Raw genomic sequence first — 24,761 nt, forward strand, 5'->3', positions numbered from 1 at the left:
GATTGCACGAAAGGTTATGGGAAGCGATAGCGTTGCGATGACCCGGCGGCGCGCCAGAGCGATTCACCCATTCGTCGTCACGCTGAAAACCGCCAGCACGAGCAGCACCGCGAGCCACAGCATCATCGACCGGTCGACGAGCCGCAGCGCCGCCACCACATCGCGCGGCGACGCATCGTGCCCCGCGCCGAGCGTGGGCCGCGCTTCGAGCACGCCGTGATACACCGCCGCGCCGCCGATCAGCACGTTCAGACTGCCCGCGCCCGAGGCCATCACCGGGCCCGCGTTCGGGCTGTCCCACGAGCGCGCCTGCGTGCGCCAGCAGTGCCACGCCATGCGCGTGTCGCCCGTGAGCGCGTAGGTCGCCGCCGTCAGCCGCGCGGGAACGAAGTTGAGCACGTCGTCGAAGCGCGCCGCCGCCCAGCCGAAGCGCAGATAGCGCGGCGTGCGATAACCCCACATCGCGTCGAGCGTGTTGGCCAGGCGAAACGCGAGCGCGCCCGGACCGCCCGCGACCGCGAACCAGAAGAGCGCGCCGAAGATCGCATCGTTGCCGTTCTCCAGCGCCGATTCGACCGCCGCACGCGAGAGCGCGTTTTCATCCGCATGCGACGTATCGCGCGACACGATGCGCGAGGTCAGCACGCGCGCGCCGTCGATATCGCCGAAACTGAGCGCGCGCGCGATCGGCGCGATGTGCTCGCGCAAGCTCTTCGCGCCGAGCGCGAACCACAGCAGCAGCACGTGCACGAGGCACGCATACGTGAACGGCAGCACGCTGACGAGCATCCACGCGATGACAACGGGCGGCGCGACCGCGACGAACCACGCGGCGATTCCCGCCGGCCGCGCGCGATGCCCGGTGTTCATGCGCGACTCGATCTTCGCCGCGAGCTTGCCGAAGCCGACGAGCGGATGCCGCGTGCGCGGCTCGCCGAACACGCGATCGACGATCACGCCGAGCACCGCGAGCAAGGCCATCGCGTAGACGGAGAGCAGGAGCATCGCGTCAGCCCTTGAGCGCGAGCGGCAGGCCGGCGGCCATTAGCACCGCGCGCGTGCTCGCGGCCGCGACGCGCTGATTCAGGCGGCCGAGGTCATCGACATAGAGGCGCGTGACCGAGCCGAGCGGCACCACGCCCAGACCGATCTCGTTGCTCACGACGATGACCTTGCCGCGCACATCGGCCAATGCGCGGTCGAAGGCATCGAAAGCGGCGTGGGTAAGCGGCGGCGCTGCGTCGGGCGTCGCATCGGGCGGGCAGAGCAGATTGGCGAGCCACAGCGTGAGGCAATCGATCAGCACGCAGTGTCCTTGGGCGTCGGCGTTGCGCAGCGCGAGCGCGAGATCGAGCGGCGCTTCGACGAGCGTCCAGTGCGCGGGCCGCCGTTCGCGATGATGCTTCACGCGCTCGGCGAATTCGCTATCGCCGATGCGCGCGGTCGCGATGTACGTGACGGGCAGGCCGCTCTCGCCGGCAAGGCGCTCGGCGTAGGCGCTCTTGCCCGAGCGGGCGCCGCCGAGGATGAAAGTGAGGTCGCGCGAAAGGGCGTTCGAGGTCATCGCAATATTGTAGCGGCGGGATAAGATAGCGGGCTGCGCTTCCGAGGAACTTCCCGATGCAATTCAAGCCTCGCGGCACGTTGATGATTCAGGGCGCCACGTCCGATGCCGGCAAGAGCACGCTCGTCGCGGGCCTGTGCCGTCTCGCGCGGCGAAGCGGCGTGAAGGTCGCGCCGTTCAAGCCGCAGAACATGGCGCTGAACAGCGCGGTGACGATCGACGGCGGCGAGATCGGCCGCGCGCAGGCGCTTCAGGCGATCGCGGCGGGCGTGCCGGCGCGCATCGACTTCAATCCGGTCCTGCTCAAGCCGACGACCGATCGCGGCGCGCAAGTCATCATCCACGGCCACGCGCACGCGAATCTCGACGCGCGCGCCTATCACGCGTACAAGCGCACCGCGTTCGACGCCGTGCTCGCGTCCTATGCGCGGTTGCGCGCCGAGTTCGATGCGGTCATCGTCGAAGGCGCGGGCAGTCCCGCCGAAATCAATCTGCGCGACGGCGATATCGCCAACATGGGCTTCGCGGAACATGTCGATTGTCCGGTCGTGCTCGTCGCGGACATCGATCGCGGCGGCGTGTTCGCGCATCTCGTCGGCACGCTTGCGTGTCTTTCGGAGAGCGAGCGGGCGCGCGTGAAGGGCTTCGTCATCAATCGCTTTCGCGGCGATATTTCGCTGCTGAAGCCGGGCCTCGACTGGCTCGAAGCGCAGACGGGCAAGCCGGTGTTCGGCGTGCTGCCGTACTTGCATGGCTTGACGCTGGACGCCGAGGACATGCTGCCGGGCATCGCGCATTCGCGCAGCGAGCGGGCGGCGCTGAAGGTGATCGTGCCGGCGCTGCCGCGCATCAGCAATCACACGGACTTCGATCCGCTGCGGGCGCATCCGCAAGTCGAGTTCGACTACGTGCGCGCGGGCGTCGCGCCGCCGCCGGCGGATCTGATCGTGCTGCCGGGATCGAAGAGCGTGCAGCGCGACCTCGCGTGGCTGCGCGAAAACGGCTGGGATCGCGCGATAGAACGGCATCTGCGATACGGCGGCAAGGTGCTCGGCATCTGCGGCGGCATGCAGATGCTGGGACGCGAGATCGACGATCCGGATGGCGTCGAAGGCGCGGCGGGACGTGTCGATGGGCTTGGCTTGCTCGATCTTTACACCGTGCTCACGCAGAGCAAGCAGCTGGAGAACGTGAGCGGGCGCTTGATGATCGACGGGACATCGGCGCCCGTGCGCGGCTACGAGATTCACATGGGACGCACGAGCGGCGCGGCGCTGGATCGGCCTTTTGTCGCGCTCGATACCGGGCGCGTGGACGGAGCGATATCGGACGACGGGCAAATCGCCGCGACGTATCTGCACGGCGTCTTCGATACGCCCGAAGCGTGCGCCGCGCTGCTCGCGTGGGCGGGCGTGCAGGATGCCGCGCCGCTCGATTATTCGGCGCTGCGGGAGGCGTCGCTGGATCGGCTGGCGGATGTGTTCGCGGGTGCGCTGGATCTCGATGCGGTGATGGCGGCGTTCGGTTGAGCGCGGGCTGCGATATCACATGCAACTCCACCTCTATGAGCGTGTTTAGCTGCTGCATTCGACGCGTTTCGGTGGGTGCAGTCATAACCGCTCGGCAGCCTTGAGCCAGTCACTTACGCCATTCACATTGAGACTCAGTAGAGCATCTTGAAGATCGACTACGCGGGCGAGCATTGCACCGCCATCTGCTTGTTCTTGTTCTTCGGCCTGTGCGAATAGCCGGGTGAGCAACTGCGTTAGATTGTTCTCATAGTTGTAGATGAAGATATTCTTGCGCTTAATGAACCGAATGTAGATTTCCGCAATGTCCAGCGCATGCGTCGGATTAAGCAACGACATCGTGTTGAGCCAAACGTCGAGGCCAAAAACATCGCTTCTAGACGCGGCTGCTTTATTCTCCTGCAGATCGAAGTAGCGTCTGAGCAGCTCGATCGGTATTTCGATCATCGGCGCTCCTCTTGCGAAGATGTCGATGAAGCATTCGGCCACGACAGCAGCGATGGCTTCGGATCCGAACAATCCCGCGAAAAGGCCGGTGAGACAAATCTGCTGGTGCTGCTTCAAATTTCCTGCGTTCGTCCAAACGTTTGCGGCGCCTCGCCAAGCTTCCTTCGACCCGAGAGCGTCGAGATCATTGAGAAAAGCAGAGACCGTTATGTGTTGCGAAAGAACGGCGAGAGCGGATATGCGTCCCCATGTCTCCAGAGCTTCGTTGTCACGGCTGCGGAAGATGCGCGCGAGCCAAAGGCGAACCATGCCGAACCTTCGGTGGTAAGCGTGGTAAAGGCACGGCTCTGCTATTCCCCAAAGCCCAGAGGCATCGCGCATTGCTACCCGGAATAGTTGCCAACCTAATCGTTCACGGCGGCTTTGGAGATACGGCAGATGTCGGAGCATGAGCGCGCGGACAGCTGGATCGTGGTCGTTGGCGAACAGTCGCAGGGCCGGTGCCAACGTCGCCGGCGAGGGGTCGTCATTTTCCGCGAATTTGCTTGCCAATCTCATTAAGGCTTCCACCGCCCTGCCACGCGACATGTTCAGGCCCTTGGTCAGGAGGTTGACCGAATCCCCCGAGATGGAGCTTTGTTCTCGAAGAGTTGAGAAGTCCGCCGCCCATTCGATTACCTTCGCGATTTCTTTTGCACGCGAGACTACGCTCGCGCAACCTTCTATTGCCTCTGAAGCTATTTGGGTGTGGCGCCATTTGATCGGATGCGCTTCCAGTTCGGCAAGTATCAAGTTTGCCACCGTCTCGGGGGCCGGTTCATCCTGCGGTGACCATTCGCCGTTCGGTCGCAAATTGCCGTGACGATGCGCGAGATATCGACTAGCTCCGGAAAGTATGTTCTCACGGGTCGAATCGGATAAACGCGTCCATCCGATTGAAAGGAGATTCATGAACCGGGTCGGGTGGCGTGAGGCTGCCTCGTCAAGCTGCCGCCCAACTTCCCGCTCTCCTGCGACCAAGGTGTCTTGAATCCAGTTTTCGTCGTGTCCGTCGTAATGAGCTAGCAGTTTGAACACGACCTCATCACTGGCATCCAGGAATACTTGAAAAGAGAACGGGGGGTTAACGAAGCCACCACTCATATAGATAACCGGGTTTCGAATGAGCGGCCAAACGTCTCTCTCGCATTCATCCAGTATGCGCTGCGCATCCCCTAACCGAAGATGTCGTGGTATCGCCAAGATAAGCTGCGCTTGACGGCGACGTATCCAGTTCAGGCGAATCGGATCCTCGGCATCGTCATCCGATATTGTCAAGATGGTTGCTTGCACAGCGTCTTGAGTATCAGCTGGAAGTTGCCAAAACGCGGCATGGATCAGTGTGCCCAACTCATGAGCCAGATCGGAATCAAGCAGTGCTTTTTCGCACAGCAACTGACCAATTATGTCGAGGTTCGAACTTGGCGCTGCGGTACATGCCAAGACAGCAAAATAACGCAATGCTCCTTCGGAGCTGAAGGACAGACGGCGGCGGTTGCTTGACCACCACGGCGAGGCAACGGACGCATGACTTACTACGGCGCTTTCGATTGCATCTAACAATAGACGCTCGCTATCCAAATGCCGCTTATCCGTCTGTGAATGTGCATCTTCGTAAGACGTGCTACGCAGAAAGCCTCGCCAATAGCTGGTCGGCGTGTCTTCCCGGTCTGCTCTTCTGATCGCACTCCAACGTTCGATCGTTGCTACCGCCATGTCGAGAAGGTCCGTCGACTGTTTCATTCGGGCAGCAATAAAGGTCCCGCCACTCTTCCCAAACTCGTGCGGTTGACAATGCAACTTGTTTCCGAGTTTGAAGGCAAGCAAATCTGCGTCGCAAATCTCGCCGGTTACATAGTGCCAAAGCAGCTCGTCGTTCGCGGCACCTGCTCTGATGCAAGCCGCCAATACCTCGCCAAGGAAGTCGTGTTCAGGGCGTGGCGCGTTCAACAACTTGACGACGAGGGGGCCGAAGAGCGGCAAGAACTCATTGTCTACCCGGGTGATGCCGTATGTGATCGCAACCGCGAGCTGCGGCTTATCCAGATAGTCGAATTCCAGCACGTCATGCCAAAAAGAACTGACGCCTGCAGCATCCACGTTTGCCCACTGGCACACTCGTTGCGCATGCATCGTGAGCGCTTCTCGGTCACGCGTGTTAGTCAAGACCGGCAGGAGGTGTTTCATCCAAAAATAATGCCATTCGACGCGACTCGCTTGCGCATAGATGACTTGAAAGATCTCCCGGTGTTGCGCCCACAAGTCCCGCACCAAGGGCCAGTCATTGTCATGCGGGACTTGCTCTGCGAATGATTCGGCCACGAGCCGGCGGACGTGGAATGCGTGACTGCCCGTGAGAACCATACGCAACTGCAGCCGAAGTTGGCGTCGGTCGCCTGCGGCTAAGTGAGCAACGAAGCTTCGGATTGTCGGTCGAACGAAAGGCACCGGAGGCAATTGCCGAATGAACGCGTCCAGGGATAGATTGGCGCGAGTTGCACCGCTTATCACCAACACGTCCAGCAGTGTCTGATGTCCAAAACTTAGCTGCCCATGCCGTGTTTCAACCAAGACGTTGTTGCTGAGCAGTACCCGTTCGATGGCCGTTGATGCCTTGAATCGCTGGCGAGGGATTGAAAGACTGCGGGCTGTGAGCATCTCGGTGGCGAGCGCTTCGACAGCGGTCATCGCGATGTCGCCAAGTTCGCTGTTGGCTAGGACGGTTTCTTCTAGGTAGCGTTCGGCCAGCGCCTGACTGGTTACAACGTTGAAGGTCTCGCCTTGCTGTGCCAATTCGACATACAGCGCCAATTCGCGCGGATTACACAGAAGTTGACGAGTGTTGATATCAATGCCCGATGCGTCGATATGGAGCCGCCCCAGCAATGGCGCGATGTCGCGTTCCCAATCGAATGGCTCACAAGTTATCTTCTTATCCCAAATCCTTTGGGCAATGCTTCGGTCGTAAGAGCAGTCGAACTCGCGACATGCTGTGACGACCGTGACATTGGGATTTGTCAACAGACGGTCGATCTGAGCAAGGAAATACTTTAGAGCCGTGTGCTCGCGGGCGATAGACAGCACATCCAGCGAATCGATCAACACAACCACATGGGCACGTTCCGCCATACGTGCCGCTTGCTGCACCCACTGATTAGCAAGCCCAATGTCACTGCGCTCTTGGGCGCTGATGGCGTCGGAGAACTCGCGCGACTGGATGAATAGCGGTACCAGTGGCTGGCCAGCGTGGAAAATTCGTTCCAACTCGTCCTGCACTGCCAGCATCACGCACGTCTTGCCCGAGCCGGGCGCACCGGTAAGTAAGATAGAGCGGTGCTTTGCTTCGATTGCCTGCATCACTTCGCGGACTGAAGGACTGTCGAGGCGCTGATCGCGGACGGCCCTTTGCCATGATCGGCCGATGGCAGAAATGCTGTGAAAAGACGCCTGGATTGCACTAACGTCCATTGGCGGCGCTATCATCGCACCGGCTTCGTTCAGCAAGCTGGCCAAGTCTTCCTTGCTCAAACGATGCCGGACGGCGGTGTTCGCTTCGTGGCCTTCAAGGCGCATGCCTAACTGATCGAGATGTGCCCATAGCGTGTTGAATGCGGCTGACGCGTTAGACGACAAGTTGGCCAACCGCTCGAACAGTCTTCTCCGTAGGTCGCCGAGTCCTGGCGTCCCTTCAAAGCTCGTGCGCTGCAGAAATTCGTAAGTCGAGACACTCGGCGTGTTTTTTTCGAGCAGCGCCCGAAGCTGGCTTTCCGTATCTCGATGTGCCTTGCCGAGATGCGCATGAAACAAGGATTCGTCAGGATAGCTTGCGCCGAACTCCTTCAATGCCGCGAGCTCTCCAAACGGGCTGCGCGAATAGAAGCGTACCGACGCTTTTGGATCAGCGGCTAACAACTTGCCCGCTTTCTCGACTTCTTGGCCGAGGTCGGAAACAGACCATGCCTTATACGATGACTGGTTTTTCTTACATTGGCAGCAAATTCTGACTCCGTCGGCCCTGCCGATGACGACGTCATCCACCGGCGAGGTGACCGAGTCAATTTCGAGCCATTCGTAGTCGGCGCTAGAAAGAATCGTCAGAGCCCAATCAAACGCTATCAACGTTTGATATCCATCACCGCGATTCGACTGAATTCCCGCTTTGCTCATTTCTTGACGGTCCTTTGTGACCTGACCGTCCTGACTTGTTGGCTGCCATGATGTATTGCGAAGGCCAATCGTGCTGTAGACTCGGCAGGTCGGGCGAACGATAAAGAGTCGATTTTGCAGAAGTCAGTCTCGATTGCCAAGATACCGTGCTGGTACCCAGGCATGGCGCTGGCCAATTGACTTCGGTCGAGGCATTGCGCTCGTCAATACAGAATCATCTGCGTACACCGAAACATCGCGATCAGCTTGCCGTCGCCGTTGGTGACGGTCGCGTCCCATACATGCGTGCTGCGCCCGAGATGCACGGCGCTCGCCTTCGCGACGATCTTCCCGTCGCGCGCCGTTGAAACGTGATTGCTCTTGAGTTCGAGCGTCGTGAAGTTCTGCGCCTTGTCCGGCAGATGCGCGATACACGCATACCCGCAGCACGTATCCGCGAGTCCGACGACGGTCGCCGCGTGCAGAAAGCCGTTCGGCGCGAGCAGTTCCGGCCGGATCACGAGTTCGCCGGTGAGCGTGCCTTCACCGAGCGATACGACCTGGATGCCCAGCAAATCGGGCAAGCGGCCTTTCTGACGGTTGCGCAAATAGTCGAGCGTGACATCGGGGCGAAGCGGCATGAGCGTGATTCCTCGAAGGGTGAGCGGCACCGCGCGAGCGTTAGCCATTCGGCCAATCTGCCGCGCGCGCGACTTTTGCCGATAATATCAACGGCTCGAATCATGCATCCGTTCTATAACGACGAAACCGTGCGCGCCGTTCCGGGATAAATGCGCGCCGGACTAACGACAGGACCTTTCATGACCGTGATCGTGGTGGCAAATCCGAAGGGCGGCGTCGGCAAGAGTACGCTCGCAACCAATCTCGCAGGCTATTTCGCGGCGAACGGCGAGTGGGTCGCGCTCGCCGATCTCGACAAGCAGCGCTCCGCGCACGCGTGGCTCGCGCTGCGCGTCGATACGCTGCCGAAAATCGAGGAGTGGAGCGTCGATGTCGATGCCCCCGCAAAGCCGCCCAAAGGTCTGGAAAAAGCCATCGTCGATACCCCGGCCGGCGTTCACGGCAACCGGCTCGCGCTCGCGCTGCAACTTGCCGACAAGGTCATCGTGCCGCTGCAGCCGTCCATGTTCGACATCCTCGCAACGCAAGATTTCCTCGCGAAGCTCGCGAAGGAAAAGGCGGTGCGCAAGGGCGCGGTCCAGATCGGCGTCGTCGGCATGCGGGTGGACGCGCGCACGCGATCGGCGGACCAGTTGCATCGTTTCGTCGAAGGGCTCGATCTGCCGGTGCTCGGCTTTCTGCGCGACACGCAGAACTACGTGCAGCTCGCCGCGCACGGGCTCACGTTGTGGGATGTCGCCAAGAGCCGCGTCGAAAAGGATCTGGAGCAGTGGCAGCCGATCATCGACTGGGCGGAGAAAAAGTAACAAGGCCGGCGGTCCATGACGGATGCGCCGGCCTCGTGAAGAGCAAAATCCAAGGCAAAGCTCAGGAGATTACGTCCAATTCTGCGTCGGCACGTGATCGCGGCTGCCCTTGATGCGGTTCTCGCCGTCGACGAACACGAGGTTCGGCTTCCAGCCGGCCTTGATCTCGTTTTCGTCGACCTGCGCAAATGCCGCAATGATCACGAGATCGCCCAGTTGCGCGCGGCGCGCCGCCGATCCGTTCAGCGAGATCATGCCGCTGCCGCGCTCGCCCTTGATCGCGTACGTCGTCAGGCGCTCGCCGTTGTTCACGTTCCAGATGTCGATCTGCTCGTTTTCCAGCAGATTCGCCGCTTCGAGCAGATCCTCGTCGATGGCGCACGAGCCTTCGTAATGCAGCTCGCAGTGCGTGACCGTCGCGCGATGAATCTTCGATTTGAGCATGGTGCGTTGCATGGTGCCGGCTTCCTTCAGATTTCCAGATTGTCGATGAGGCGCGTCGCGCCGAGCTTCGCCGCGGCGAGCACGACGAGCGGCGCGTTCGCATCCGCCTCGCCCGGCGCGAGCAGGTCGACGCGTTTGCGCACGCTGATGTAGTCGGGTTTCCAGCCGCGTTCGGCAAGCGCGTTCATGGCGTCGCGCTCCAGCGCGGCGATATCGCGATTGCCCGACAAGACGCCCTCGCGCACGCGATTCAGTTGCAGCGCGAGCTGCGGCGCTTCCGCGCGCTCGTCCGCCGACAAGAAGCGATTGCGCGACGACAGCGCGAGCCCGTCGTCGTCGCGGACGGTTTCGGCGGCGACGATTTCCGTCGGCAGCGCGAACTGATGGCACATCTGGCGCACGATCATCAACTGCTGGTAATCCTTCTTGCCGAACACCGCGACGCGCGGCTGCACGCACGACATCAGCTTCATCACGACCGTGCACACGCCCTGAAAGAAGCCGGGGCGGAATTCGCCTTCGAGAATGTCGCCGAGATTGTGCGGCGGATGCACGCGATACTGCTGCGGCTCCGGATACATGTCGCTTTCGGTCGGCGCGAAGAGCACGTAGACGTTCTCTTTCTGCAGCTTTTCGATGTCGTCCAGCAGCGTGCGCGGGTATTTGTCGAAGTCTTCGTTCGGGCCGAATTGCAGCCGGTTGACAAAGATGCTCGCGACGACGGGATCGCCGTGCTGGCGCGCGAGGCGCATCAGCGAGAGATGGCCTTCGTGCAGGTTGCCCATCGTCGGAACGAAGGCGGTGCGGTTCTGACCGCGCAACTGATCGCGCAGTTCGTGAATGGAGCTGATGACTTTCATCGAGCGGGTGTCTCCTGGCGGGCGGCGGCAGACCGGCCGCTCCAAGGGAAAGGTAAGGAAAGGGCGGCTTCTAGGCGGGAGAGTACGCCAGTCTCACGTAGATGGGCGCATAAGGCTCCGCCTGCGTGATTTCGATCAGCGATTCGCGCGACAGCTCGAGCATGGCGATGAAGTTCACCACGACGACCGGCACGCCGCGCGAGGTATCGAAGAGTTCGGTGAATTCCATGAAGCGCGCGTTCTGCAGGCGGCGCAGGATCACGCTCATGTGCTCGCGCACGGAAAGCTCCTCGCGCGAAATCTTGTGATGCTGCACGAGCTTCGCGCGCTTGATGACGTCGGCCCAGGCGGCGCGCAGGTCGTTCATGTCGACGTCGGGGAAGCGCTGTTCCGTCGACTGTTCGATATAGACATCCGCGCGCAGGAAGTCGCGGCCGAGCTGCGGCAACTGGTCGATGCGCTGCGCCGCGAGCTTCATCTGCTCGTATTCGAGCAGGCGCCGCACGAGTTCGGCGCGCGGATCTTCGGCGTCCTCGCCGGTGTCGGCCTTCTTGACCGGCAGCAGCATGCGCGACTTGATCTCGATCAGCATGGCCGCCATCAGCAGATATTCCGACGCGAGTTCCAGATTCGACTGGCGAATCTGATCGACATAGCCGAGATATTGCGCGGTGACATCCGCCATCGGAATGTCGAGCACGTTGAAATTCTGCTTGCGGATGAGATACAGCAAGAGGTCGAGCGGGCCTTCGAACGCTTCGAGAAAGACTTCGAGCGCGTCGGGCGGAATGTACAGATCGGTCGGCAGCTTCCAGAGCGGCTCGCCGTAGAGATGCGCGAACGCGACGCCGTCGATGGTGTCGGGCGTCGAATCGGTCGCGGGCGCGGCGAGCGCCGCGTCGCGCGTGTCCCGTGCTTCATCGCGGGAATCGGCGCGGGACGGTTGCGGCTCGTGGCCGGCGCTCACGTTCAGAAGTTCTGGTAGTAGACGTAAGGCGTCTGCTTCACGCGCGAAGTCTGCTGACGGTCGCGCTCGTCGAGGTCGATCGGCTGCTTGTCCCACAGGAGCGCGCGTCCGCGGCGCTGTTCGTCTTCCAGCGACGGCTTTTGCGCTTTCAACTGATTGATGAACTGGGTGATGTCCGACTGATACATGATCCGGCTTCCGTGGGTTCGATGCGGTTCGTTGGATGGCGGCGCGTCCGGCGTGCCGTGATGCAGTGCGCTTCGGCAGGGCCATTTCGGCGACGCGGCCGCAGGTTCGCCGGAATTTTACCGCAAGCATCGGCGGCGTCGGGCATATCGGACGCCTCGCGCGGTGGCTGATTCGCGCATGCGCGTGCGAAAACGCGGGGAACCGGGCGCGGCGCGAGCCGTCCAACGGCGCACGGCGAAAGGCGCCTATGCCGGATTTTTACGTCGCCCGGACGTAGCGGTGTGGTGAAATAGCGCTCGCGCGCCGTGCTGCGCTCATCGCACGAAAAACGTCGCATGGCGGACCCGCTTCGCCTTTCAATCCATTTTTTTCCGATGCCGGAGGTCGCGTTTGGCGGGGCGTTCGTTTGATTTGCTGTGTGCGGTCCGCGGCCTCGCCGCCAAACGGCGCACGATGAAGCCGCTCGCGCCGGCCGCCGGTCATCGCCCGCATTCGGCGTTGAGCGCGCTCATTGCGTTCACCGCGCTCACGACGCTCACGATGGCGACGCCCGCCTTCGCGAAATACGACGTGGACATCGACGCGCCGCGCAGCATCAAGAAGCTGCTGAAAGATCACCTCGAGCTTTCCCGTTTCGCCAAGCGCGACGACGTCAGCGACGACCAGTTCCAGTTTCTCGTCACGGCCGCGCCGAAAGACGTGCGCGATCTCGTCGCGACCGAGGGATTTTTCACGCCGGTCGTGCGCACGGACGTCACGACCGTCGACGACAAGCGCTCCGTCAAGGTGAGCGTCGATCCCGGACCGCAGACGACAATCGCGTCCGTCAACCTCAAATTCACGGGCGCGGTGACGACGGAAGACCGCACGCAGGAAAACGCCGCGCGTTTCGCTTTCTCGATTCATGAGGGCGATCCCTTCACGCAGGACGCATGGGACAGCGCGAAGAGCGCCGCGCTGAAGGCGCTGCAGGCGCGCCGCTATCTCGGCGCGCGCATCGTGCGTTCGCAGGCGCGCGTCAATCCGCGCACGCATATCGCGGATTTGTCCGTCACGTTCGACAGCGGCCCGACCTTCACCTTCGGCAAGCTCGATATCAGCGGCACGAAGCGGTATCCGCAGAAGATCATCGAGAACGTGAATCCGATCAACGAAGGCGAAATCTACGACGTCGCGCGCGTGAACGAACTCCAGCGGCAAGTGCAGAACACGCCGTATTACGCGAGCGTCGCGATCGACGTGGCCAACGACGTCGAGAAGCCGAACGAGACGCCGCTGCACATCAAGGTCAGCGAGTATCCGTATCACAGCGTGCGCTATGGCGTCGGCTATGCGACGGACACGGGCTTCCACGTGCAAGGCGCCTACAGTTATCTGAACACCTTCGGCGCGGCATATCCGTTCACCATCTCGGGCCGGCTCGACCAGACGCAGCAGTACGGCCGCGTGCAGCTCGCCATGCCGCCGGATTCGCGCGGCTGGGTCAACGCGGTCTTCGGTTCCTACACGATCACCGACGTTTCCGACACGAACATCTACAGCGCGCGCGTCGGCGTGCAGCGTTCGCGTTCGACGCAGAACATCGACACGACGTATTCGCTGACGTTCTACGACGACCGCCTGACGCAGAACGAGCCGAATCCGTCGACGGCGCGCGCGCTCGTGCCGGCGTGGACGTGGATTCGCCGCGATGTCGACGATCCGCTGTTCCCGCGCCGCGGCAACGTGATTCGCGCCGAGGCAAGTTTCGCGGTGAAGAACGTGCTGACCGACCAGACTTTCGCGCGTCTGTACACCAACATGCAGCAATACCTGTCGCTCGGCAGGAGCGATCTCCTCGTGTTTCGCGCGGAGTTCGGCGGCGTGTTCACGAGCGGGCCGTCGAGCGGCGTGCCGGCGTCGCTGCTGTTCCGCGCGGGCGGCGCGAATTCGGTGCGCGGCTACAGCTATCTGGGCATCGGCCACAACGTTTCCGGCTCCATTCTGCCGACGAAGTACATGGTGACGGGCAGCACCGAGTATCAGCACTGGTTCACGCACGATTGGGGCGGCGCGGTGTTCTTCGACATCGGCACCGCGACGGATACCTGGGGCGAGCGCGTATTCCAGCCGGGCGTGGGCGTCGGCGCGCGGTGGCGCAGCCCGGTCGGGCCGGTCAACGTGGATGTCGCGTATGGACTCAAGAACAAGAGCATCAAGCCGTATCTGACGCTCGGCATCGCATTCTGAGCGATGCATCGACGAATTTCGACTAACGAAGCATGACGGATCCAGTCAATCAGGCGAACGACGGCAACGAAAACAACGACGCCGCGCCGAAGACGCCGCCACAGACGCCGCCACGCAAGCGGGGCGGGCGGCGCTTTTTGCGCTGGATCGGCGCGCTCGTGCTCGTCGTCGTGCTGATCGTGGCGCTGGCGCTCGGGACGGTTTTCTTCGCGCTGACGACGGATCGCGGTACACGCGTCGCCTGGAACGCGGCGACGTCGCTGCTCGACGGAAAGCTTTCGGGCAAGCTCGACGGCGGCGCGATCGCCACCGGCCTGCAACTGCGCGACGTCCACTGGAAGGACGGCAAGGGCACGGACGTCGGGGTGGACAGCGTCTCGGGCCGCTGGGCGCTCACGCGCGATCCGCTGCGCTTCACCATCGACTATCTGCATGTCGGGACGATCGACGCGCACATCGCGCCATCGAACGAGCCGAGCAAGAAAACCGGGTTGCCGAACGATTTGCGGCTGCCGATCCAGCTCGCCGTGCGCGATCTGCGCGTCGCGAAGCTGCGGCTGCACGAAGGCGCGACGACGACCGAATTCTCCGGCCTCGTCTTTAACGGACGCAGCGACGGCCAGCTCCACGAAGCCACTGTCGAGCGGCTCACGACGCCGTTCGGCTCCGTGACGGCCGCCGCGAAACTCGACGGCGGCGCGCGCCCGTTCCCGCTTTCCGGCGACGCGACCTACGCCGGCAAGGTCAAGGACGAGACGGTGCAGGTGAGCGCGCGCTTGTCGGGATCGCTGGAAGATCTCGTCGCGGACGTCGATGCCAGCGGCCTGAAGCTCGCCGGCCAGGCGCACGTCGAAGCCACGCCGTTCGCCGACGTGCCGCTCAAGCGCGCCATCGTGACCGCGGACCACATCAACCCGCAGGCGTTCAGCGCGGGCGCGCCCGCCGCCGACCTCGCCGTGCGCGCCGAAGTGAAGCCGGTTGCGGGCGAGAAGACGTTCGTCGTGAGCGGGCCGGTGTCGATTGTCAACGCGAAGCCCGGTTCCATCGACAAGAAACTGCTGCCGCTCATCGACGCCCGCGCGAACGTGCGGCTCGACGCGTCCGCGCAAAGCATCGCGGACCTGAACGTGCGGCTCCTGAAGAACGCGACGATCACGGGTGGCGGTTCGCTCGCGGGCGGCAAGGGGCGCTTCGACCTGAAGGTGGCGAAGCTCGATCTCAACGCGATCGAACCGAGCGTGCGCGCGACGGACTTCGCGGGGCCGGTGAGCGTCGTGCTCGCGGGCGATTCGCAGGCCGTGACCGTCGATCTGAACGATCACAAAGCGGCCATCCGCGCGCAGGCGAAGGTGAGGCTGGACGCGAAGCAGACCACGCTCGACGAGGTGAAGCTGACCGTCGGCAAGGGGCGCGTGGAAGCGAGCGGCGCGCTGAAGAAAGACGTCCATTCGAGCTACGACGTCAAAGCGAAGTTCGTCGAATTCAATCCGCTGCTGCTGCAGCAGCAATTGATCGCGCCGAAGGTCACGCAAAAGCCTGCCGCCAAAAAGACGGCCGCGCCGCCGCGCGTGATCGAGGCGCGCGTGAACGGCACGCTCGCCGCGTCGGGCATGCTCGCGCCGACGCTCACGACCAAGGCCACGTTCAAGCTCGACGACAGCACGTACGACAACCTGCCGCTCACCGGCGCGGGCACCGTGCAGATCGCGGGCACGCGCATTTTGCCGAGCACGGCGAAGCTCTCGGTGGCGGGCAACGATGTCGATCTGAACGGCAGTTTCGGCGCGCCCGGCGACCGGCTGCGCTTCCGGATCGACGCACCGCAACTGGAGCGCCTCGGTTTCGGACTGGCCGGCACGGTGAAGGCGGACGGCGATCTGACCGGCTCGATCGCGCATCCGAACGTCGCGGCGAATTATCAGGCCGATGGCGTCGTGTTCGGCGCGAACCGGCTCGGTCACGCCGAAGGCCACGCCGATATCCGCGACGGCGCGAACGGCGCGCTCGTGTTCACACTGAAGGCACGCGATGCGCGTGCATCGGGCGTCGAAATCGCCAAGCTCGACGCCAACCTGAACGGCACGCGCATGCAGCACACGCTCGCGTTGACCACGACGGGCAAGGTGCAGGGCCAGCCGGTGAATCTCACGCTCGGCGCGAACGGCAAGTTCACCGACGCCGTCGACGGCCCGCACTGGGACGGCGTCATCACGAAGCTCACGAACAAGGGCACGCCGTCGGTGAATCTGGAGTCGCCGCTCGCGGTGAGTTACGGGCCGAAGCGCATCGTGCTCGGCGCGACGCGGCTCGTCGCGGAAGGCGCGGCGCTCGATCTCAAGTCGTTCGCGCTCGAAGGCGGGCGCATTCAGTCGGCGGGGACGCTCACGAATCTCTCGGTGCCGCGCCTCCTGGAAGTGCGGCGCGCGATGACGGGCGAGGAATCGTCGATACGCACGGACCTGATCTTCGACGGCGACTGGAATTTCTCGCTCGGCGCGACGGCCACGGGCTACGCGCAGATCAAGCGGCGCGGCGGCGACGTGACCATCGACGGCACGCGCGGCGTCGCGGCGCTCGGCATCTCGGAAATCGTCGCGCGCGCGGATTTCACGGGCGGCGACCGGCTCAACGCGACGCTGCACGCGAAAGCGAGCCGCATCGGCGTGATCGACGCGAACGTGCACACGACGCTCGTCCCGCGCGACGGCATGCTCACCGTGGCCGACGAAGCGCCGCTTTCGGGCGCCATCGACGCGAACGTGCCGGAATTGCGCACCACCGGCGGCCTGCTCGGCGCGAACTATCTGCTCGGCGGCAAGATCGCGCTGAAGCTGACGATCGCGGGCATCGTCGCGAAGCCGAGCCTGTCCGGATCGCTGACGGGCGACAACATATCCGCGACGGTCGTCGACCAGGGCGTGCAGTTGAAGGACGGCATCATTCGCATTGCGCTGTCGGAGAATCTCGTCGATTTCCGGCAAGTGGAGTTTCACGGCGCGAGCGGCACGCTGCGCGCGACGGGCAAGGTGCGGCTCGATCAGCAGGAGCCGGATCTGACGGCGAGCATCATCGCGGACAAGCTCGAACTCTTCGCTTCGCCGGACCGGCAACTGATGCTGTCGGGCAGCGCGAGCATCGCGAACGCGGGCTTGCAGGGCGGCATGGCGATCAACGGCAAGTTCACCGTCGATCACGGGCTCTTCGACCTGCCCGAAAGCTCCGCGCCCGCGCTCGGCGACGACGTCGTGATCGTGCGCCCGGACGGCACCGTGAAGGGCGAGAACGGCAAGCAGATGGTCGCCGCAACCGAGAAGCCGGTCGGGCCGTTCACGCCGCGCGCGAACATCGACATCGATCTGGGGCAGCGCTTCCGCTTCAAGGGCGCGGGCGCGGACCTCGGGCTCGCGGGCACCATCACCGCGACGAGCGCGCCGAACATGCCGCTGCGCGCGGTCGGCAACGTGCGCGTGACGCCGGGTTCTACATATACGGCGTTCGGGCGCAAGCTCGGCATCGAGAACGGCTTTTTCACGTTCAACGGGCCGGTGGCGAATCCCGGCATCAATATTCTCGCGATGCGGCGCAATCAGGAAATCGAAGCCGGCGTGCAGGTGACGGGCACGGTGCAGTCGCCGGTCGCGAAGCTGATTTCCGAGCCGAACGTGCCGGACAACGAAAAGCTCTCGTGGCTGCTCTTCGGCCACGGCACCGATCAGGGCAACAACGTCGGCCAGCAAAGCGCGATGACGAGCGCGCTCGCGCTGCTCGGCAGCCGTGGCGGCGCGAAGATCGCGCAGACGGTGGGGCTCGATGAACTGACGGTCGGATCGAGCGAAGTCGGGCTGACCGATCCGCAAGTGGTGCTGCTGTCGAAGGCGATCAACGAACGTCTCGTGCTCGGCTACGAGCAGGGCTTGCAGTCGGCGCAGAACGCCGTGAAGGCCACGCTCGCGCTGTCGCGATTCTGGTCGGTGACGGCGTATGGCGGCACGTATCAGGGCCTCGACCTCTCGTACACGCGGCGCTTCAATTCGTGGGCGCGCCTGTTGTCGATGTCGTCGTCGCCGCGATCGGCGGAGCAGCCGTCGGCGGCATCGGGCGCGTCGGGCGTCTCGGCGCCGCTCGGGGCTTCGTCGGCGCTGGAATCGGATTCATCGGGGGAGTAAGGACGCTTAGGCAAAGCAAAAGGGCACGCAAACTTCGCGTGCCCTTTTGCTTTTTAGCCGATGCGCCTTACTTCACGCGCATGCCCGGCTTCGCGCCGCTATGCGGCTCGAGGATGTAGAGGCCCGGTTCGGCTTTCTCGTCGGCGGCGGAAGCGGCCAGCACCATGCCTTCCGACATGCCGAACTTCATCTTGCGCGGCGCGAGGTTCGCGACCATCACCGTCAGCTTGCCGATCAGATCCTGCGGCTGATACGCCGACTTGATGCCCGAGAAGACGTTGCGCGTCTTTTCCTCGCCGACATCGAGCGTCAGTTGCAGGAGCTTGTCCGAGCCTTCGACCGCCTTGCAATCGACGATCTTCGCGATGCGCAGATCGACCTTCGCGAAGTCGTCGATGGAAACGACTCCGGATTCTTCCTGCTTCGGCTCTTTCTTCGCGGCAACCTTCGGCGCGGCAGCGACGGCTTCCGTCGCCGGTTGCAGCGATTCGCGATTCGCGGCCAGCAACGCATCGATCTGCTTCGGATCGACGCGCGTCGTCAGATGCTTGTACGCGTTGATCGCGTTCGCCGACGACAGCGGCTTGTCCGCATCGGCCCAGGCGAGCGGCGCGATACCCAGGAACGCCTCGACTGACTCGATCAATTTCGGCAGCACGGGCTTGAGCGCGAGCGACAACAGGCGGAACGCTTCCAGACTCACGCTGCAGGTTTCGTGCAGCGCGGCCGCGTTCGCCGGGTCCTTAGCCTGTTCCCACGGCTTCGCGGAATCGACGTAGTGGTTGACGGCATCGGCGAGTTCCATCGTCGTGCGCAGCGCGCGGCCGTATTCGCGCGATTCGTAGAAGCCCGCGATTTGCGGAATCGCCGAGCGCAGTTGCGCGATCAGCGGATGCTGCATCGCGCTATCCAGCACACGGCCGTCGAATCGCTTGATGAGAAAGCCCGCAGCGCGGCTCGCGATATTCACGTACTTGCCGACGAGATCGCTGTTCACGCGCGCCTGGAAGTCCTCGAGGTTGAGGTCGATGTCTTCCATCGTGCTGTTGAGCTTGGCCGCGAAGTAGTAGCGCAGCCACTCCGGGTTGAGCCCGGTGTCGATCACGCTTTGCGCGGTGATGAACGTGCCGCGCGACTTCGACATCTTCGCGCCGTCGACGGTCAGGAAGCCGTGCGCGAACACGTTGGTCGGCGTGCGATGGCCGGAGAACTGGAGCATCGCGGGCCAGAACAGCGTGTGGAAATACAGGATGTCCTTGCCGATGAAGTGATACTGCTCGGCGGTCGAACCGGGCTTGACCCACGCATCGAAATCGATGCCGGCGCGATCGGCCAGATTGCGGAAGCTCGCGTAATAGCCGACCGGGGCATCGACCCAGACGTAGAAGTACTTGCCCGGCGCGCCGGGAATTTCGAAGCCGAAGTAGGGCGCGTCGCGGGAAATGTCCCAGTCGGCGAGTTTGGCGTCGCCCTTGTCGCCGAGCCATTCGCGCATCTTGTTCGTCGCTTCCGGCTGCGCGAGCCCGCCGACCCAGCCGCGCAGGAAGTCTTCGCAGCGCGGATCGGAGAGGCGGAAGAAGTAGTGCGTCGAGGTCTTGCGGATGGGCGTCGCGCCCGAGACGACCGAATACGGGTTGACGAGTTCGGTCGGCTGATAGGTCGAGCCGCAGACTTCGCAGTTGTCGCCGTACTGGTCCTTCGCGCCGCATTTCGGGCATTCGCCCTTGATGAAGCGGTCCGGCAGGAACATTTCCTTGACCGGATCGTAGGCTTGTTCGATGTCGCGCGCCTCGATCAGGCCGGCTTGCTGAAGCGCGGTGTAGATCGAATTGCACAGGACGCGGTTTTCGTCGGCATCGGTCGAATAGTAGTTGTCGAAGGAAACCCCGAAGCTGTCGAAATCGCGCTTGTGTTCTTTCCAGACGCGCTCGATCAGCTGCTTCGGCGTGATGCCTTCCTTTTCAGCGCGCAGCATGATGGGCGTGCCGTGGGTGTCGTCGGCGCCGACGTAGTAGACCTCGTGGCCATGCATTCGCAGCGTCCGAACCCAGATATCCGTCTGAATGTACTCGACCATATGGCCGATGTGAATCTGACCGTTCGCATAAGGCAGCGCGGACGTGACGAGGATCTGGCGACGGCCGCTGGAAGCGGCGGACGCGGCGGGTGCAGTGGCGGAAATCGGTGCTGACATAAAGGCGCGGCCCGGAGGGAATTGCTTCAGGTTGTGAAAAAAGCTGATTTTCGATTTTAGCAGGGCGGGGGATGGGGGCGCGGCGACGGCTCGTGCTGGCGGGGAGAGGCTGCTTGTTCGCAACTATAAAATACAACAAAAAAGTTGCATTTTTCGCTTGGCGCGATATAACATGTATGTTGTATTTTGACCTCTCCGCAATGGTGGGAGAGGTTATGAAATTCAGTGAGTTCAAGAGGTGGCTTCGCGAGCAGGGCGTGTGTATCGCGCCGGGCAAAGGAAGCCATCTGCGCGCGTCGCTCAATGGCAAGAGGTCCACGATCCCGGATCACGGCAGTAAGGAAATTGGTAAGGGAATCGCGGAGAAGATTAAGAAACAACTCGGATTGAAATGAGCGAGGTCGCAATGTTCCTTGGAGAAACCAATACCATGCTGTCCTATCCAGTCAACCTGGAACTCGACACGAACAACACCTTTCTTGTCACCTTCCCGGACATTCCGGAAGCGATCACCGCTGGTGACGACGAAGGCGAAGCGCTGCTTAACGGACTCGAGGCGCTTGAAACGGCCATCGAAATGTATTTCGACGACAAGCGCGAAGTACCCATGCCCTCCAAGCCCAAAAAAGGCCAACTGGTCGTCAATCTCCCTGCGCTGGTGGTGACAAAAGTGCTGCTTGCCAATGAAATGATCCGCCAAGGCGTGCGCAAGTCGGACCTTGCCCGACGGCTCAACGTCCATATGCCACAAGTAGACCGTTTGCTCGACCCGCGCCATTCATCGAAGTTTGAAGCGATGGAAGCAGCTTTCCGGTCGCTCGGCAGACGCCTTAATATTTCCATCGCCTGAGCAAGACCCGCGAATCGAAAGCACAAAAAAAACCGGGGTCCAATCGGGCCCCGGAGCAACAACGACAAGAGGAGAATGGCAGGCGATGGCCCAGCCATCCACCTACCGTAACAAGAGACACGCGCCGTGCCGGCAAGTTTCAAAATTTTTTCGGCCGCCTTTCCCGAGGCGTCGCCAGCACGCATCCGCTCGTTGCTTCTCCAATCAAATCAGACGCTTACTGCACCTGACCCGGCTGCGCCGTCGCGCGCAGATAGATTTCCACGCGACGATTCTGCGCGCGGCCAGCTTCCGTCGAATTGTCGGCGATCGGCTGGTTCTGACCCATGCCCTGCGCCGACAGGCGCTGCGCCGGCACGCCGTGCGTCGAGATGTACGACGCCACGCTCTGCGCGCGATTCTGCGACAGCGTCTGGTTGTAAGCCGCCGTGCCGGTGTTATCCGTGTGGCCGACGACGCTTGCGATCAGCTCCGGATGCTGTTGCAACGTTTGCGTGACCGAATTCAGAACCGGATCGAACGACGGCTTGATCGAGTAGCTGTTGGTATCGAACGAGATGGAGTTCGGGATGTTGACCTTGAGCGAGCCGTCCTGCTGCTCGGTCACCTGCGTGCCGGTGCCTTTCGAATCGCCGGAAATCTTGTTGCGGATGGCCTGCCAGTTGTAACCGGTGATGCCGCCGACCGCCGCGCCCGTCGCCGCGCCGATGGCCGCGCCCTTGCCGCCGCCGAAAATCGCGCCGATGCCGGCGCCCGTGGCCGCGCCCACGCCCGTGCCGACGGCAGTGTTGGTGCCCTGCTGCGATGCGCAGCCGGTAACGAGCGCGCCAACGAGGGCAAATGCGGACAGGCGGGTCAACAACTTCGTATTCATCTTGATCTCCTTGATTCAACTAGCGATTCGGCGACACGCGCCGACAGTGCGAAAGGGTCTTCGGACGGGCTTTCGGGCAAGCCTCTACAATATCGGGAATATTGAGAAACACGCCCGTCCGCCCGGTGCGATGCGTCCCCGGAAAGCCACAGCAGCGGGATAGTGCAGCGCGAAGCGACTCGCGCGCAACGGCGCTAACAAATACTTTCAATTTCCTCAGTTTGTTGCAACGCGACGCAGCCTGAGCAACAAGCGTTCCCTGGAGTTTCAATGAGCATTGATCGCGCGCGGATCGACACCGCACTCGCCACCCTGACCGATCCGAACACCCACCGCAAGTTCGTCGATACCAAGAGCATTCGCAACGTCTCGATAGAGGGCGGCAAGGTTTCCGTGGCCGTCGTGCTGGGCTATCCGGCGAAGACGCAATTCGAATCCATCGGCAAGCTGGTCGCCGATGCGCTGCGCCAGGTGCCCGGCGTCACCGACGTCTCGGTCGCCGTTTCGTCGCAAGTGGTCGCCCACGCGGTGCAACGCGGCGTGAAGCTGCTGCCGAACGTCAAGAACATCATCGCGGTGGCATCGGGCAAGGGCGGCGTCGGCAAGAGCACGACGGCGACGAACCTCGCGCTCGCGCTCGCGCAGGAAGGCGCGTCGGTCGGCATGCTCGACGCGGACATCTACGGCCCTTCGCTGCCGATGATGCTCGGCATTTCGGGCCGCCCGGAATCGCCCGACAATCAGTCGATGAACCCGCTCACGGGCCACGGCATTCAGGCGAATTCCATCGGTTTTCTGATCGAGCAGGACAACCCGATGGTCTGGCGCGGTCCGATGGTCACGTCCGCGCTCGAACAGCTTCTGCGCCAGACGAACTGGAAGGATCTCGATTACCTCGTCGTCGACATGCCGCCGGGCACGGGCGACATCCAGCTCACGCTGTCGCAGAAAGTGCCGGTGACGGGCGCGGTGATCGTCACGACGCCGCAGGACATCGCGCTGCTCGACGCGAAGAAGGGCCTCAAGATGTTCGAGAAGGTCGGCATTCCGATTTTGGGCATCGTCGAGAACATGAGCACGCACGTCTGCTCGAACTGCGGCCACGAAGAGCACATCTTCGGCGCGGGCGGCGGCGAGCGCATGGCGAAGGAATACGGCGTGGAGATTCTCGGGCAATTGCCGCTCGATATTTCGATCCGCGAGCGCACCGATGCCGGACAGCCGACGGTCGTGTCGCAGCCGGAAAGCCGCATCGCGGAGACGTATCGCGCGATCGCCCGCCGCGTCGCGATCTCGATCGCCGAACGCCAGCGCGACATGACGTCGAAGTTCCCGAGCATCGTCGTCCAGAACACGTGATCTAGACGCGCGGCCGGGCGCGCTTCGTCGCGTCTTTCGCGAGCCTTGTGCGGCGCGGCTCGCGGTATCATGTCGCCTTCTACGCGGGGCAGCGTCGGCGCACGGGGTGCCGGCGGGCCGCCAAGAGGATCGCATGAGAGACAGATTCGACGGGAGGGCGCTTCTCGCCTTGTTCGCGACGGCCGCGTGCAGCGTTGCGCTGAGCGGCTGCGGCATCATCTTCCAGAATCACGAAAAAGTCGCCGACGCCACGCTGAAGCCCACTCCGGGCAACACGGCGCGCGGCACCATCACGCTGACCGAGCGCTCGGACGGCGTCCAGGTCACCTACAGCCTCACCGACATGCCGCCCAACAGCGATCACGCGCTGCAGGTTCACGAGCGCGGCGACTGCATCGCGGTGAATGGCGCCGACACGAGCCCCGTGTTCGCGCTGCCGTCCGAACGCGGGCGCGCGGGCGGCCGGCTCGAGGGCGAACTCGGCAACATCCACGCGGACGCGAACGGATCGGCCACGGGCTTCATCGTCGCGACGGACGTTTCGCTCGACGGCGTGCGCTCGGTCATCGCGCGCGCGATCATGCTGCATCGCGAAGCCACCGACCCCTACGCGATGAGCCCGCACAACGTGGGTCCGGCGCTTGCGTGCGGCGTGATTCGCCGTTGAGCGCATCGGCTGAACGGCCGGCTTCGCCCTTAAGATCATTCGCGTAAAATACGCGCTCGTTTTTCGTCTTTCGTCTGGCCGCACGGGCCATGCGCCGTTTCACCGAAGGCCTGCGGTCACATTGTCGATTGCAGGCTGCAACGCTGGGTAGCGTTCCTATGAGCATCAAGTCCGACAAGTGGATTCGGCGCATGGCCGAAGAGCACAAGATGATCGAGCCGTTCGTGCGCGATCAGGTGCGCGTGGCCGAGGACGGCCGCAAGATCGTGAGCTACGGCACGTCGAGCTACGGCTACGACATCCGCGTGGCCGACGAATTCAAGATCTTCACTAACATCAATTCCACCATCGTCGATCCGAAAGCCTTCGACGAGAAATCGTTCGTGGACTTCAAGGGCGATGTCTGCATCATCCCGCCGAACTCGTTCGCGCTCGCGCGCACCGTCGAATATTTCCGCATTCCGCGCTCGTGCCTGACCGTGTGCCTCGGCAAGTCCACTTACGCGCGTTGCGGGATCATCGTGAACGTGACCCCGTTCGAGCCGGAATGGGAAGGCTACGTCACGCTCGAATTCTCGAATACGACACCTTTGCCTGCGAAGATCTACGCGAACGAGGGCGTGGCCCAGGTTCTGTTCTTCGAAAGCGACGAAATGTGCGAGACGTCCTATGCGGATCGGGGCGGCAAATACCAGGGGCAGCACGGCGTCACGCTGCCGAAGACCTGATCGCCGCCGCGCCGCCAGCACCGCACGCGCTTGTCGAAAGACCGCTGACACGAGCTTAGAG

General features: G+C 62.8%; 19 protein-coding genes. 9 read left to right on the plus strand and 10 right to left on the minus strand.

Translation table 11 applies throughout. The annotated features are described in order from the left end of the window. Window positions 1–63: 63 nt before the first annotated feature. Window positions 64–1,005 carry an adenosylcobinamide-phosphate synthase CbiB gene (gene cbiB / locus AWB72_RS04205; protein WP_040051777.1) on the minus strand — a complete coding sequence of 314 codons (942 nt, stop codon included), beginning with the start codon at window positions 1,003–1,005 and terminating at the stop codon, window positions 64–66. A gap of 4 nt (window positions 1,006–1,009) precedes the next feature. Then, complete coding sequence (cobU, locus tag AWB72_RS04210; protein ID WP_040051778.1) at window positions 1,010–1,564, minus strand: bifunctional adenosylcobinamide kinase/adenosylcobinamide-phosphate guanylyltransferase; 555 nt, start codon at window positions 1,562–1,564, stop codon at window positions 1,010–1,012. A gap of 56 nt (window positions 1,565–1,620) precedes the next feature. On the opposite strand from cobU, the gene AWB72_RS04215 reads away from it, so the two are divergent. Further along, entirely contained in the window at window positions 1,621–3,093 is a 1,473-nt protein-coding gene (locus AWB72_RS04215; RefSeq protein ID WP_040051779.1) for a cobyric acid synthase, read from the plus strand. A gap of 81 nt (window positions 3,094–3,174) precedes the next feature. Here the strand turns inward: AWB72_RS04215 and AWB72_RS04220 are convergent, their stop codons facing one another. Next, window positions 3,175–7,746, minus strand: coding sequence for an NACHT domain-containing protein (locus AWB72_RS04220; protein ID WP_087127877.1), 4,572 nt, complete (start codon window positions 7,744–7,746; stop codon window positions 3,175–3,177). Window positions 7,747–7,949: 203 nt separating this feature from the next. Then, window positions 7,950–8,366, minus strand: a complete 417-nt coding sequence (locus tag AWB72_RS04225) for a PaaI family thioesterase (RefSeq protein ID WP_040051781.1) — start codon at window positions 8,364–8,366, stop codon at window positions 7,950–7,952. 180 nt (window positions 8,367–8,546) lie between these two features. Here AWB72_RS04225 and AWB72_RS04230 point away from each other — a divergent pair, with 180 nt between their 5' ends. Beyond that, window positions 8,547–9,173, plus strand: a complete 627-nt coding sequence (locus AWB72_RS04230; protein WP_040051782.1) for a ParA family protein — start codon at window positions 8,547–8,549, stop codon at window positions 9,171–9,173. 69 nt (window positions 9,174–9,242) lie between these two features. Here the strand turns inward: AWB72_RS04230 and panD are convergent, their stop codons facing one another. From panD to AWB72_RS04250, 4 genes are all read right to left on the minus strand, one after another. Then, the gene (panD, locus tag AWB72_RS04235) at window positions 9,243–9,629 is read right to left on the minus strand and encodes an aspartate 1-decarboxylase (RefSeq protein WP_040051783.1); all 387 of its coding nucleotides are present in this window, start codon (window positions 9,627–9,629) and stop codon (window positions 9,243–9,245) included. 14 nt (window positions 9,630–9,643) lie between these two features. Further along, window positions 9,644–10,477: a pantoate--beta-alanine ligase gene (gene panC / locus AWB72_RS04240; RefSeq protein ID WP_040051784.1), complete on the minus strand. Its 834-nt coding sequence runs from the start codon at window positions 10,475–10,477 to the stop codon at window positions 9,644–9,646. Window positions 10,478–10,547: 70 nt separating this feature from the next. Further along, window positions 10,548–11,333, minus strand: coding sequence for a segregation and condensation protein A (locus AWB72_RS04245; RefSeq protein ID WP_052450016.1), 786 nt, complete (start codon window positions 11,331–11,333; stop codon window positions 10,548–10,550). 113 nt (window positions 11,334–11,446) lie between these two features. Continuing rightward, window positions 11,447–11,635: a DUF3460 family protein gene (locus tag AWB72_RS04250; RefSeq protein ID WP_208863111.1), complete on the minus strand. Its 189-nt coding sequence runs from the start codon at window positions 11,633–11,635 to the stop codon at window positions 11,447–11,449. A gap of 388 nt (window positions 11,636–12,023) precedes the next feature. Here AWB72_RS04250 and AWB72_RS04260 point away from each other — a divergent pair, with 388 nt between their 5' ends. Next, window positions 12,024–13,862, plus strand: a complete 1,839-nt coding sequence (locus AWB72_RS04260) for an autotransporter assembly complex protein TamA (protein ID WP_040051788.1) — start codon at window positions 12,024–12,026, stop codon at window positions 13,860–13,862. 32 nt (window positions 13,863–13,894) lie between these two features. Then, window positions 13,895–18,028: a translocation/assembly module TamB domain-containing protein gene (locus tag AWB72_RS04265; RefSeq protein WP_040051789.1), complete on the plus strand. Its 4,134-nt coding sequence runs from the start codon at window positions 13,895–13,897 to the stop codon at window positions 18,026–18,028. A 67-nt stretch (window positions 18,029–18,095) separates the two neighbouring features. On the opposite strand, the gene metG is transcribed toward AWB72_RS04265, so the two are convergent. Further along, a complete protein-coding gene (gene metG, locus AWB72_RS04270; RefSeq protein WP_040051790.1) occupies window positions 18,096–20,222 on the minus strand; it encodes a methionine--tRNA ligase in 2,127 nt (708 codons plus the stop codon). Between the two features lie 215 nt (window positions 20,223–20,437). Between metG and AWB72_RS04275 the strand changes: the two genes are divergently transcribed. Further along, window positions 20,438–20,617, plus strand: a complete 180-nt coding sequence (locus AWB72_RS04275) for a type II toxin-antitoxin system HicA family toxin (protein ID WP_040051953.1) — start codon at window positions 20,438–20,440, stop codon at window positions 20,615–20,617. After that, entirely contained in the window at window positions 20,614–21,072 is a 459-nt protein-coding gene (locus tag AWB72_RS04280; RefSeq protein ID WP_342065416.1) for a type II toxin-antitoxin system HicB family antitoxin, read from the plus strand. Before AWB72_RS04275 ends, AWB72_RS04280 begins: the two co-directional genes overlap by 4 nt. Window positions 21,073–21,289: 217 nt before the next feature. Here AWB72_RS04280 and AWB72_RS04285 read toward each other — a convergent pair whose 3' ends face one another. Then, complete coding sequence (locus tag AWB72_RS04285) at window positions 21,290–21,946, minus strand: YiaD family glycine zipper/OmpA-like lipoprotein (protein WP_040051791.1); 657 nt, start codon at window positions 21,944–21,946, stop codon at window positions 21,290–21,292. A 270-nt stretch (window positions 21,947–22,216) separates the two neighbouring features. On the opposite strand from AWB72_RS04285, the gene apbC reads away from it, so the two are divergent. The 3 genes from apbC (at window position 22,217) to dcd (ending at window position 24,700) form a co-directional block, all read left to right on the plus strand. Beyond that, entirely contained in the window at window positions 22,217–23,305 is a 1,089-nt protein-coding gene (gene apbC, locus AWB72_RS04290) for an iron-sulfur cluster carrier protein ApbC (protein WP_040051792.1), read from the plus strand. A 133-nt stretch (window positions 23,306–23,438) separates the two neighbouring features. After that, window positions 23,439–23,972: a superoxide dismutase family protein gene (locus AWB72_RS04295; RefSeq protein WP_040051955.1), complete on the plus strand. Its 534-nt coding sequence runs from the start codon at window positions 23,439–23,441 to the stop codon at window positions 23,970–23,972. A gap of 158 nt (window positions 23,973–24,130) precedes the next feature. Further along, on the plus strand, window positions 24,131–24,700 hold the full coding sequence (dcd, locus tag AWB72_RS04300) for a dCTP deaminase (RefSeq protein WP_008351052.1): 570 nt from the start codon (window positions 24,131–24,133) through the stop codon (window positions 24,698–24,700). Window positions 24,701–24,761 lie beyond the last annotated feature (61 nt).

Source organism: Caballeronia concitans (assembly GCF_001544615.1).
Classification (GTDB): domain Bacteria; phylum Pseudomonadota; class Gammaproteobacteria; order Burkholderiales; family Burkholderiaceae; genus Caballeronia; species Caballeronia concitans.

Coding starts and splice junctions, on each gene's coding strand:
- cbiB (WP_040051777.1), bottom strand. CDS start 1,005: ATGCTCCTGCTCTCCGTCTACGCGATGGCCTTGCTCGCGGTGCTCGGC.
- cobU (WP_040051778.1), bottom strand. CDS start 1,564: ATGACCTCGAACGCCCTTTCGCGCGACCTCACTTTCATCCTCGGCGGC.
- AWB72_RS04215 (WP_040051779.1), top strand. CDS start 1,621: ATGCAATTCAAGCCTCGCGGCACGTTGATGATTCAGGGCGCCACGTCC.
- AWB72_RS04220 (WP_087127877.1), bottom strand. CDS start 7,746: ATGAGCAAAGCGGGAATTCAGTCGAATCGCGGTGATGGATATCAAACG.
- AWB72_RS04225 (WP_040051781.1), bottom strand. CDS start 8,366: ATGCCGCTTCGCCCCGATGTCACGCTCGACTATTTGCGCAACCGTCAG.
- AWB72_RS04230 (WP_040051782.1), top strand. CDS start 8,547: ATGACCGTGATCGTGGTGGCAAATCCGAAGGGCGGCGTCGGCAAGAGT.
- panD (WP_040051783.1), bottom strand. CDS start 9,629: ATGCAACGCACCATGCTCAAATCGAAGATTCATCGCGCGACGGTCACG.
- panC (WP_040051784.1), bottom strand. CDS start 10,477: ATGAAAGTCATCAGCTCCATTCACGAACTGCGCGATCAGTTGCGCGGT.
- AWB72_RS04265 (WP_040051789.1), top strand. CDS start 13,895: ATGACGGATCCAGTCAATCAGGCGAACGACGGCAACGAAAACAACGAC.
- metG (WP_040051790.1), bottom strand. CDS start 20,222: ATGTCAGCACCGATTTCCGCCACTGCACCCGCCGCGTCCGCCGCTTCC.
- AWB72_RS04275 (WP_040051953.1), top strand. CDS start 20,438: ATGAAATTCAGTGAGTTCAAGAGGTGGCTTCGCGAGCAGGGCGTGTGT.
- AWB72_RS04280 (WP_342065416.1), top strand. CDS start 20,614: ATGAGCGAGGTCGCAATGTTCCTTGGAGAAACCAATACCATGCTGTCC.
- AWB72_RS04285 (WP_040051791.1), bottom strand. CDS start 21,946: ATGAATACGAAGTTGTTGACCCGCCTGTCCGCATTTGCCCTCGTTGGC.
- apbC (WP_040051792.1), top strand. CDS start 22,217: ATGAGCATTGATCGCGCGCGGATCGACACCGCACTCGCCACCCTGACC.
- AWB72_RS04295 (WP_040051955.1), top strand. CDS start 23,439: ATGAGAGACAGATTCGACGGGAGGGCGCTTCTCGCCTTGTTCGCGACG.
- dcd (WP_008351052.1), top strand. CDS start 24,131: ATGAGCATCAAGTCCGACAAGTGGATTCGGCGCATGGCCGAAGAGCAC.